The 10,014-nt window shown below is 64.1% G+C and carries 10 protein-coding genes; 5 read left to right on the top strand and 5 right to left on the bottom strand.

Going from position 1 to position 10,014, the window contains the following annotated elements:
* Together AC1DYC_RS27625 and AC1DYC_RS27620 are read right to left on the bottom strand one after the other, a co-directional pair.
* Nucleotides 1-164: helix-turn-helix domain-containing protein (locus AC1DYC_RS27625; RefSeq protein WP_477408980.1), on the bottom strand; the 164-nt coding region annotated here is incomplete at its 3' end.
* Between the two features lie 136 nt (nucleotides 165-300).
* The gene (locus AC1DYC_RS27620) at nucleotides 301-1,068 is read right to left on the bottom strand and encodes an SDR family NAD(P)-dependent oxidoreductase (protein ID WP_477410862.1); all 768 of its coding nucleotides are present in this window, start codon (nucleotides 1,066-1,068) and stop codon (nucleotides 301-303) included.
* 235 nt (nucleotides 1,069-1,303) lie between these two features.
* On the opposite strand from AC1DYC_RS27620, the gene AC1DYC_RS27615 reads away from it, so the two are divergent.
* A complete protein-coding gene (locus tag AC1DYC_RS27615) occupies nucleotides 1,304-1,459 on the top strand; it encodes a hypothetical protein (protein WP_112561314.1) in 156 nt (51 codons plus the stop codon).
* A gap of 170 nt (nucleotides 1,460-1,629) precedes the next feature.
* Nucleotides 1,630-2,586, top strand: coding sequence for an LLM class flavin-dependent oxidoreductase (locus tag AC1DYC_RS27610; RefSeq protein WP_477410861.1), 957 nt, complete (start codon nucleotides 1,630-1,632; stop codon nucleotides 2,584-2,586).
* 89 nt (nucleotides 2,587-2,675) lie between these two features.
* Here AC1DYC_RS27610 and AC1DYC_RS27605 read toward each other — a convergent pair whose 3' ends face one another.
* Complete coding sequence (locus AC1DYC_RS27605) at nucleotides 2,676-3,344, bottom strand: cysteine hydrolase family protein (RefSeq protein WP_477410860.1); 669 nt, start codon at nucleotides 3,342-3,344, stop codon at nucleotides 2,676-2,678.
* A 428-nt stretch (nucleotides 3,345-3,772) separates the two neighbouring features.
* Between AC1DYC_RS27605 and exbB the strand changes: the two genes are divergently transcribed.
* Genes exbB through AC1DYC_RS27590 form a run of 3 tightly spaced genes read left to right on the top strand, consistent with a single transcriptional unit; the run spans nucleotide 3,773 to nucleotide 6,105 of the window.
* Nucleotides 3,773-4,687: a tonB-system energizer ExbB gene (gene exbB / locus AC1DYC_RS27600; protein ID WP_477410859.1), complete on the top strand. Its 915-nt coding sequence runs from the start codon at nucleotides 3,773-3,775 to the stop codon at nucleotides 4,685-4,687.
* 12 nt (nucleotides 4,688-4,699) lie between these two features.
* The gene (gene exbD, locus AC1DYC_RS27595) at nucleotides 4,700-5,164 is read left to right on the top strand and encodes a TonB system transport protein ExbD (protein ID WP_477410858.1); all 465 of its coding nucleotides are present in this window, start codon (nucleotides 4,700-4,702) and stop codon (nucleotides 5,162-5,164) included.
* Entirely contained in the window at nucleotides 5,161-6,105 is a 945-nt protein-coding gene (locus AC1DYC_RS27590; protein ID WP_477410857.1) for an energy transducer TonB family protein, read from the top strand. The genes exbD and AC1DYC_RS27590 overlap by 4 nt, the downstream gene beginning before the upstream one ends.
* Before the next feature lie 80 nt (nucleotides 6,106-6,185).
* On the opposite strand, the gene AC1DYC_RS27585 is transcribed toward AC1DYC_RS27590, so the two are convergent.
* Together AC1DYC_RS27585 and AC1DYC_RS27580 are read right to left on the bottom strand one after the other, a co-directional pair.
* A complete protein-coding gene (locus AC1DYC_RS27585; RefSeq protein ID WP_477410856.1) occupies nucleotides 6,186-7,589 on the bottom strand; it encodes an RtcB family protein in 1,404 nt (467 codons plus the stop codon).
* 862 nt (nucleotides 7,590-8,451) lie between these two features.
* Nucleotides 8,452-10,011 carry a vWA domain-containing protein gene (locus tag AC1DYC_RS27580; RefSeq protein WP_477410855.1) on the bottom strand — a complete coding sequence of 520 codons (1,560 nt, stop codon included), beginning with the start codon at nucleotides 10,009-10,011 and terminating at the stop codon, nucleotides 8,452-8,454.
* Between the last annotated feature and the right edge of the window lie 3 nt (nucleotides 10,012-10,014).

Genomic DNA, 10,014 nt, shown 5'->3' with positions numbered 1-10,014 from the left:
AGACCTGCCGGCCCAAACTTCCGGTAGCGTTCAAGCCATTTGTAGCCAGTCTTGCGAGAGATACCGAACGTCGCACACAGCTGCGTCATCGTCTCCTCGCCGGTCAGGCATCCCACCACAAACCGAAGCCGCTCATCCATGATGCCAGTCTCTCGCCAAACCATCGCCGGTCCTCCCGGCGAGGGAGAAAACTGTCACCCATCTAATCGGTCCATTCTGTTACCCATCTATCCGGTTCGGACAGCAGCGCCACCTCTCCCCCCTCCGGAGGGAGAGGAAGGGCGCCAAACTTGGAAAGCCTCACATCGCGGTGAAGCCATTATCCACAAACAGATGCGCGCCGTTGACGAAGCTGGACTCGTCGCTCGCCAGATACAGCGCTGCCTTGGCAACTTCTTCCGGCTCACCAATCCGCCCCTGTTGAGCTGCCAGTGCGGCATCCGAAACGTCGACGCCGAGTTTGCCGAGATCGGCCACCTCGCGCAGGCCGTGCGGTGTCCTGATAAAGCCGGGGCAGACGGCGTTGCAGCGGATGTTGCGGTCGCGGAACTCGACCGCAATGGCGCGCGCAAACATATGGCAGGCGCCTTTGGTGGTGTCGTAGAGCACCTCCATCGGTGTGGCCGCCACCGCCGAGATCGACGAGGTGCAGACGATCGAGCCGCCGCCGGCGGCGATCATGCCGGGCAGCACGGCGCGGGTCATCAGGAACATGGAGCGGACATTGACGGCATGCAGCCAGTCCCATTCCTGCACCGTCGTCTCCAGGAACGGCTTTATCACGATGGTTCCGGCATGGTTGAACAGCACGGTCGCGGGGCCAAGCTTTCCGGTCGCGCCTCTCACCGCCGCCTCGACCTGCGCCTCGTCCGAGACGTCGGCGACGAAATGCTCGGCTATATGCCCGCGCGCCCGTATCGCCGCGGCGGTTTTCGCCGCCTCTTCGCCATTGCGGTCGATGATCGCCACATGAGCGCCTTCGGCGGCGAACAATTCCGACGCCGCTCCGCCCATGCCCGTCGCGCCGCCCGAGATGATGGCGACCTTGCCGGCCAATCTTGAACCCATATCTTCTGCTCCCCATACCCGGTTGAAATCGCCTGCCTTTACGCGGGAATGGCGATGCTATCCCCGATGTGAAGGCCGGCCAAGCTGGCTGGTGGCTTGCCGCGAATGGCGGCCTCCCAGCAATCTCAGACCAATTCACATCGAAGATTGAGAAAATTGTTCTGCGAATTCCCAAAAAATAGCAATCGACAAAGTCTACTGATTTTATAGATTAACCGGCGAGACGGAGGTTGATATGTCCTATATCCAGAACGCCGAGACGGATCGCAGCAGCCAGAGGCTGGCCAATGCCCAGGCTTTCCGCCCGGCCTACGCAGGCGCCTTCGCCTATCTCGTCTTTGCCCTTGCGTTCGCGTTCACCGGGGCAGTCGTGCTCGGCCTGATTCCCTGATCCGTTCAGGCCGAAAGGGTGGCGACCTAGCGCTTTCAGTGAGTGATCGGAGTTGATGAACCGAACGCGGACGCGCTTTTGCGTGGTGCGCTTTGTTTTATGCATGTCGTTGTCCCAAAACCGGGACCACTTTTGGGCGACATGCATCCAACGTGATGGAGGAGATGGCAATGCCGATCGAGTTCACGCATGTTCCCGGGAAAACACAGGCCGCCAACGCCGGTTCGGCCGTGCCTTTCTTCTATGATTTCGTCGAGACGGCGACAAAGCTGTCGCTGATCGAGGATTCCGGCTTCCAGAAGATCGTCGTCGACGACCAGGCCGGGCTGCTGACCAATATGGACATTGCCACCCAGGCGCTCGACCGCACCTCGTCGCTGGAAGTGGTTCTGACGCATTGGGCCGGCGTGATCGCGCCCGCGGTTGCTGCGCGGCAACTGGCGGCGCTCGACGCCAGGAGCGGTGGCCGGTTGTCGCTGAGAATGCTGAGCGAGCCGCTGGACGACGACGATGCCGAGACGCGTCCGGTCGGCCACACGGTGGTCTGGCAGCGCATCGACGAATATCTGGTGCTGTTGAAGCGGCTGTGGTCGAACGACAGGCCCTTCGACCATGAAGGCGCCTTCTATAGCATCAAGGGCGGCTACGTGCCGCGCAAGGGACCGCACGGCGCCGACATCACCATCCGCATGGGTGGCCAGTCCGGCACCGCGGTCCGGGTCGCCGGACGGCATGCCGACGTCTTCGAACTGGCTGCGGGTTCGCTCGACGAGATCCGCCAGCTGATGGAACGGGCGCGCAGCGCCGCTGCCGAACATGGCCGTGCCGGCAAGCTGCGTTTTGCACTTCCGATACGGATTCGTTCGGAAGGCGGTGCATCCGTCGCCGGCCACAAGGCGGTCGAGCTTTCCGGACCGCCGGCGCAGATCGCTTTGTCGCTACTGCCCTATGCAGCACTCGGCATCAGCGAATTCATGATCGTCGGCGTCGACAGGCCGCGCGAGATCGCGAGCATCGCCCGCGAGACGATCGCGCTCACGCGCAACTCGCTGGCGCGCCGCGAGGCCGAAGTGCCGCAGCCGGGTGCGTTTGCATCGCGGGGCGGGTCGGACATTCACGCAGGGTAGTTACGTGCCAAAACTGGCGCCTGCTGCGGATCGCGATCTGGAAACGCCGGCGGGACAGCACCCCCTCTGGGGTGCTGTCCCTCCAGCGTCTAACCATCACTCAGCCGCGCCAGCGCCTCCAGCACAGCGCCTGACTCCGCCAGCGCGCCGAAAACGCCGTCCTCCACCGTCACCATATGCAGCGCCGCGTCATGCGCGTACTGGTCACCGCTGGCGCAGGCGTCGGCGATGGTCAGGCACTGGAAATTGCGATCGCAGGCCTCGCGCAGCGTGGTGTGGACGCAGACATCGGTCGTGCAGCCGGAAAACATCAAATGGGTGATGCCGCGTGCGCGCAGCACTAACTCAAGATCAGTATAGGTGAAGGCACTGTTGCAGGTCTTGTCGACGATGATGTCGTCGGCCGCGACCTCTATGTCGGCGACAATCTGAAAGCCAGAACCCGAGCGCAGCAGCACGTCGGTGCCTTCGAGGCCCGCCCGCTTGCGGCGCCATTGCTCATAAGGCGTCATGTCGGCCATGTCGCCGCGATAGCCTTGTCTGGTGTGGATGACGGTGAGGCCGGCCGCGCGTGCCGTTGATATCAGCCGGTTGACCGTCGGCAGGATGGCGCGCAGCGGGGCGGGGTCATAGCCCTTCCTGGCAAAATAACCTGTCGGCGACAAGAAATCTTCCTGCAGGTCGATGACCAGCAGCGCGGTGTTTGCCGGCACCAGCCGGCCGTCATAGGGGAAATCGAACGGTGTCGCCTTGATCATCGCCGCATGCCTCCCGCTTGCCTCTCGTCATCGTGGCTCAGGACCGGCGCCGCCGTCCATCCCTTAGTGCGAAGACGCCAAGTGCTGAGATCGTGAAGGCGGCGATAGACGTAGCCGGCGCGATGGTGAGGCTGGCAAGGATGCTGCCTCCATCTTCCGGCTTTTCGATGCGACGCCAACACGCCTCGACAAATTGTTGTCTCAAAAAGTCATCTTATTTGTTGACTAGCAAAGTCATGTTTCATAGTCAAACGGACACGGCTTGCCGGAACCGGTCTCAAGAAGGGCTCGCCGCGCCTGAGAAAGGCCAAGATCCGTGGCTGGACTTCACCGGCTCGGGCAACTCGACGCTGATCAAGCTGCTGGCGCGCCGTCGGCCGGCGGCCAGCCGATCGGCTACGTGTGCAATGATGAAGCGAGGACGAAGCGTGTCCAGAAATGGTTTGTTGGCGGCGCTGGCCGCGGTCATGCTGTCGGCCGGTAGCGTTGCGGCGCAGGAGCAGCCGGCCACTCAACCTCGGGTGACGACGGAACCGGCAGCAACCGGCCAGCCGGCGGCAGTCGCGCCGACCGCACCGCAGCCTGCAGGCCAGCCCGGTGCAACCGCGCGGACCGAGCCTTCGGCGATATCGCTGGCCCTGCCGCACGATCTGTCGCCCTGGGGCATGTTCATGGCCGCCGACATCATCGTCAAGGCGGTGATGATCGGGCTCGCCTTCGCCTCCCTCGTCACCTGGACGGTGTGGCTGGCCAAGTCGCTTGAAATACTCTTCGGCAAGCTCAGTGCCCGCCGCGCCGCGCGCGCCATCGGCAATGCCGCCACGCTGCGGCAGGCCGGGCGCGCGCTTGGCAACAGCGGCGGCCCCGCTGCGCTGCTGGTTCAGGCAGCCGAAGAAGAGGCAGCGCTTTCGGCCGGCGCGCTCGACCACGTCACCGGTGACGGGTTGAAGGAACGCGTGACGTCGCGCCTGTCGCGGATCGAAGCGGCGGCGGCGCGGCGCATGTCGCGCGGCACCGGCGTGCTGGCGACGATCGGCTCGACGGCGCCCTTCGTCGGCCTGTTCGGCACCGTCTGGGGCATCATGAACGCTTTCATCGGCATTTCGCAGGCGCAGACCACCAATCTCGCCGTCGTCGCGCCCGGCATCGCCGAGGCGCTGCTGGCCACCGCGATGGGCCTGGTCGCGGCCATTCCCGCCGTCGTCATCTACAACGTCTTTGCGCGCTCCATATCCGGCTACAGGCAGATCCTTGCCGATGCGTCGGCCGGCGTCGAACGGCTGGTCAGCCGAGATCTCGATTTCCGCACGGTGCCGCAGGCGCCCGCGCTGGCGGCGGAGTGATGGAGCGGGAGCATGGCGTCTAGGATTCGCGAAAACATCGACGGCGATATCGAGGAAAACCACGAGATCAACGTGACGCCGTTCATCGATGTCATCCTGGTGCTGCTGATCATCTTCATGGTCGCTGCACCCTTGGCGACGGTCGACGTCAATGTCGACCTTCCGGGCTCGACGGCAACGCCGGCGCCCCGGCCGGAAACGCCGCTGTTCCTGACGCTGAAGGACGATCTGACGCTGGCGATCGGCAATGACAGCGTGCCGCGTGCGGCTTTCGCCGCCGTGCTTGACGGCAAGACCAAGGGCGACAAGCAGACCCGCATCTTCCTGCGTGCCGACAAGGCGGTCGGCTATGGCGAGCTGATGGAGGTGATGAACCTGCTGCGCGGTGCCGGCTACCTGAAGATCGCGCTGGTCGGGCTGGAGACGGCGCCGACGGATCCGGCGGCGCCATCACCGCAACCAGGCGCCGCCCCATGACGCATCTGGCTGCCGCCGTTCCCATGGCCGATCCGCCGCGCACTGGCGCGCGCGAGATCGGTTTGTGGGTGGCTGCGGCCATTCTCATTGTCGGCGCGCATGTCGTGATCGCCTATGCCGTGCAGAGCTTCAGCCTGGCCAACGAGATGGATGGCGGCCCGCCGCCGGCGGTGGCGATCGAGCTGTCGCCTATGATGGTCGCACCGGCAGTGCCGGAGGACGCGATAGCCGATGTGGTGACGCCGGAGCCGACGAACCAGGTCGAGGAGACGGTCGCCGACGCAGAACCTGTCGTGGAGCCGGACGTCGAAAAGCCGGAGCCGGTCACCGAGGAGGCTGAAGAGGTCCAGCTCGACGAGCCCGCACCAGTCGAGACGGCCGCGGCCGAACAACCCGACCAGCCGCCGCTCGACGAGGTCGTACCCGACATTGTCCCGGCCATTGCGCCGGACGTGGTCATTCCGCTGCCGCAGGCCAAGCCAGTGGAGGACAAGCCGGTCGAAAAGGCGAAGCAAGCGGTCGAAAAACCCAAGCCGAAACCAAAGAAAGAGAAGAAGGAAAAGGCTGTGCCGGCGAAAGCGGTCGTAACCGCCAGCGTCGATGCGAAGGCGGCTGCCAAAGCAGCCACGCCGAAGGCGTCGCAGTCGAGTGGGTCATCCGTCAGCCCGGCCAAGTGGAATTCGCAGTTGATTGGATGGATCAACCGGCACAAGCGTTACCCTTCCGCGGCGAGGTCCAGAAAGGCTGAGGGCACCGCCAATGTGACCTTCGTCGTCAGCAGCTCGGGCAAGGTGACCTCCGCCCGACTGACGCGATCTTCGGGTGACGCGGACCTCGACCGTGCAGCACTCAGCGTCCTGCAGGGCGCCACGGTGCCGGCGCCACCGCCCGAGAAGGCCGGTACGTCTGTCGTTGCCCCTTTCGCGTTCACCCTGCGCTAATCATCCGCGAGCCGATTCTGAGCTTGGCTGGTGGAACGGTCAAAGGATGCGGGCCTTGCAGCCCGCATCCCGGTTTTTGATCAGCGCCCCTGCTGCAGGCGCGCTTCCCGCTTCTTGCGCCACGGCGCGTTGGCCTCCCAGTCGCCGGCCATGATGCAGCCATAGGGCAGCACCTCGTCGACGATCTCCGCCAGGCCGAAATGTTCGATCTGGCGGCGCATCGAGGCCGCGTTCTTGTAGGCGCTCGGCAGCTCCGAAATATCGGTCACGCCGGAGAAGAAACGGGCGTCGATGCCCTTCGTCTCCTGCGCAAAGATATCGGCGTCGCTGCGCCCCGCCTGCATGCGCCGGTGCTGGGTGCGCGAGAAATTGCGCCCGGCGCCGTGCGGCGAGAAGCCAAACCCGTTCTCGGCGTTCTTGCCGCGCACGATCAGCACCGGCTCCGCCATGTTGAGCGGGATCAGCGTCAGATCGGTCGCGTCATCGGCCCAGTTGTCGAAGGCCGGCGTGGCCCCCTTGCCGTGGTAGAACAGCCCGTCCGAACGGCGGAAGACGAAGTTGTGCTCGTTCCAGAACCGGTCCGACACCTTTGTCGCCAGCTTCTCAGCCGTCAGGTCGTGGATGAGCATATGGTTGCCCTTGGTCCATTCGCGGATCGTCTGCAGGGCGTCCCAATAGTCATCGCCTTCCCGTGTGTCGGCCGGAATCCAGGCGTTCTGCGGCAAGGTTTCCGGCGACAGCGTCTTGCGCACAGCCTCAGCGATCTTCATCCCCTTGCTGTAGAGCCGAGCGCCCGGCGAGCGCGAGCCATGATGGGTGACCAGCGCCGTCTCGCCGCTCGACTTCAAAGTGCCGACATAAGCGAAATGGTTGCCGTCGCCCTGGGTACCGAAATGCTCGATCGCCGCACTCGTGATATCCCGCAGCAAAGGGTTGGCCTCGAAACGCTCGAAGACCTCCTTGGCCGGCCGGATCTGCTGGCCGCGCGGACGCCCGCCCGGCCCGAAATGAGTGACCGCGTGGACGGCATCGAGCAGGGCTGCAGGCGCCACGCCTGGAAATACCGAGATCGCCATCGAGCAGCAGATGTCGGCCGAATGCATGCCGGGGTGGATTGCCTCGGACACCGCGACGCCGCCAACCGGGATCGTGCCCGACGGACCGGTCGGGCAGGCATCCGGCATGATGGCGCCGGCACGGATCACCGGCGTGCGCATCAACTCGACCATGCTGCGCGTGACCGCTTCGACGTTGGCAGCCTCATCGGGCGTCTCGGCCTCGATGTTGAGATGCAGCGGCATGGAAGCGACCGCATGCAGCGGCAGCGCCGGCGGCGGCGCGAAAGCACGCGCGGCGTCCAGCGCATCGCTCGGCGATCCACCGCTTTCCAGCACCGCATTGGCCGCGGCAAGCGCCTTGCCGAACCATTTGCCCTGCGGCATGCCGGCGTCGATCAAATCCTGTCCACTCAAAATCTCGGTCATGTCTTTCACTTTCGGTCCGTATCAAGCACTGCGTATTGCGGGCGGACGACAAGGGAATGCGAGACATCTTTCCGCCACTTCGCGAAGATGCGAGGAGGGACACGAACCCTCACGCCTTTCGGCACCCGCCGTAACGGGCTGCGTCTACCTGTAGTCTTGCAGGCATTCGTCCTGCTCATTCGGTCTGGCGACAAGGGTCGGCAGGACAATTACTGAGCTACTTTCCATCCGGAGATGGGAGGGATGGTTTGAACATCCGACCTTCCGCGACTTTCGCCGCGGACGCTCTATCCCTGTAGTCCTGCCTGCATTCGCCATTCAGTTACGTCGCCGCGGCGACAAGGGATGATGAAACACCGGGAGTCCCCGCTCGTGCCAGAGAGCGCCGCCAAGGTGAGGAGTCGAACCTCACGGAGCATCCCATTCTTTGGAGCTGTAGTTCCATCCGGCATTTGCCGCGGTTTTGTCGAGGTGTGTGACGACAAGTATGTTGTGAAAACTGCCTTTCTGCTCTGAGCTACGGAGTCGATTGGCAACTCCGGCGGGACTCGAACCCGCGACCCGAAAGTTAGGATGTAGTTCCACAGGCATTCGTCACGCCGTTTGTTCAGTTCCTTTCTGTCCAATTGCGGCCGAAACCGCGTAAAGCCGTCAGGCATGACGACAAGGTTTGACGAAACGTCCCGCTCTATCCGCTGAGCTACGGGTCCATAGTGGCGGACCCGGCGGGACTCGAACCCGCGACCTGGAGGTGAATAGCCTGTAGTTCCATCGGCATTCGTCATGCCCAGATTCTTGGCCCTGATTTCTGGCCCTGAATTTGTTCCGGTGGTCCCGGCGGACGCGCCGCCGGGACCATTGTCTAGAGTTCCACTGCCTCGATCGTGCGCACCCAATGATCCGGGTCGCCGCTCGAAGACAGCATGGCGCCAACCACATCGAAGACGCGGTCGGAGAAGCCGCCGACATTCAGGATGTCGCCTTCAGGCTTCGCCTGCGTCGTCGCGTAGGGCTGGATGTCGACGCAGACCAGCTTGGCCTCCGGGTTCAATCCCTTGAGCTTCTGCCATTCCTGCATCGTCGCCGTGCCCTGATGCGCATGCGCTGATGCATCCACCCAGGACTGGTTGTCCGACACGAACACCACCAGGTCGACTTTTGCCTTCTCGCGTACCAGCCGCGCCAGCGGAGCCGAACAGTTGGTTCCGCCGCCACCGATGGCCGCCAGCTTGGCGGCGTTGGTCATCACCGTGTCGCGAGCGTTGAGGCTGACATCAACCACATCGTTCTCGAACGGCAACACCCTCGCCGTGGGGTTGCGCCGCAGCATCGCGGCGGCCACCAGGGCAGCCACATCGATGCAACGCACGGCCGAGGTCGCGCCCTTGCGGTAACCGGTCGCCGGCGATGCCATAGAGCCCGAAACATCCGGGCATACGACGACGTTGCCATTGAACCGCGGCACGTTGCCGAGCGCGATTTCCATCGCGTCCTGCAGCGCATCCCTGACCACGCCGGGCACATCAGCACCTGCCATGGTGAACGCCACCATGAGCTGGTACGGGAACACCCGGGCGCGCCGGACCGCTTCCGGATCGCGCAGACGCGCCGCCAGCTTCTCGGCGAACCCTTCCACTTCGAACACGCCGTTGCGGGCGAAAGTGTTCAGGTTCTGCCGCAGCATCTGCCAGCCGGCCGCTTCGGCGATCTGCACCCAATGCTCGCGCGACAGCGGCATCGAGGTCAGCATCTGGAACGGCACTTCCGGCACAGGCAGCGACGGATCGCGCTTGAACGCCTCGAAGGCCTTCACCGCGTCCGGCAGTGCCGACAAATCATGCGGCTTGCCGATCAGGTAGCCATAAAGCGCCTCACGCGAGGCCGATTTCGGCTTCGGGTGAACCATCTTGATGACGTCGGCCAACGACGGATCATTGCCGACCGCAGCCCGCATGATCTCGAAGTCGGCCGCCTGTTCGAGCCAGGCCTGGACGAGACGCTTCGGCCGCGTGCCGAGCGACTTGCGCCCGGTGGCGCCGGAGCGCATGACCTGCACGAAGTTGCGCAGCATCTTGCCGTTCCTGACGATCCGTCCGAAAGCACGGTCGAACTCGTCGCCCTGCATCGAGGACAGAACCGCCAGCAGCAAGGCCGGCATATCCTTCATGTAGCCCTGCTCGAAGGCGTGGACAGCGGTGCGCGCCAGGAAACCCGGCTCGACCTGCCAGGCGAGCTTCAACACCTCGTCCAGCTGCTCGCGCGGCTCGGCATAGAAGGTCGCGTTGAACGTGCCCGTTGCCGCCAGCTGCGCCAGGGCCTGATGGGGCGACAGGCGATAAGCCCGGGCTCCTTCATTGTTCCTGGCGCCAGCCGACGGGAGCAGCTTTCCTGCATACGTCGCAAACACGGATTTGTTCGCCATTGT

This window comes from Mesorhizobium sp. P2_E7 (assembly GCF_056403855.1).
Note: the sequence above shows the minus strand (reverse complement) of the source record. Positions and strands in the feature narration are given on the sequence as shown.

Coding starts and splice junctions, on each gene's coding strand:
- AC1DYC_RS27620 (WP_477410862.1), bottom strand. CDS start 1,068: ATGGGTTCAAGATTGGCCGGCAAGGTCGCCATCATCTCGGGCGGCGCG.
- AC1DYC_RS27615 (WP_112561314.1), top strand. CDS start 1,304: ATGTCCTATATCCAGAACGCCGAGACGGATCGCAGCAGCCAGAGGCTG.
- AC1DYC_RS27610 (WP_477410861.1), top strand. CDS start 1,630: ATGCCGATCGAGTTCACGCATGTTCCCGGGAAAACACAGGCCGCCAAC.
- AC1DYC_RS27605 (WP_477410860.1), bottom strand. CDS start 3,344: ATGATCAAGGCGACACCGTTCGATTTCCCCTATGACGGCCGGCTGGTG.
- exbD (WP_477410858.1), top strand. CDS start 4,700: ATGGCGTCTAGGATTCGCGAAAACATCGACGGCGATATCGAGGAAAAC.
- AC1DYC_RS27590 (WP_477410857.1), top strand. CDS start 5,161: ATGACGCATCTGGCTGCCGCCGTTCCCATGGCCGATCCGCCGCGCACT.
- AC1DYC_RS27585 (WP_477410856.1), bottom strand. CDS start 7,589: ATGACCGAGATTTTGAGTGGACAGGATTTGATCGACGCCGGCATGCCG.
- AC1DYC_RS27580 (WP_477410855.1), bottom strand. CDS start 10,011: ATGGCGAACAAATCCGTGTTTGCGACGTATGCAGGAAAGCTGCTCCCG.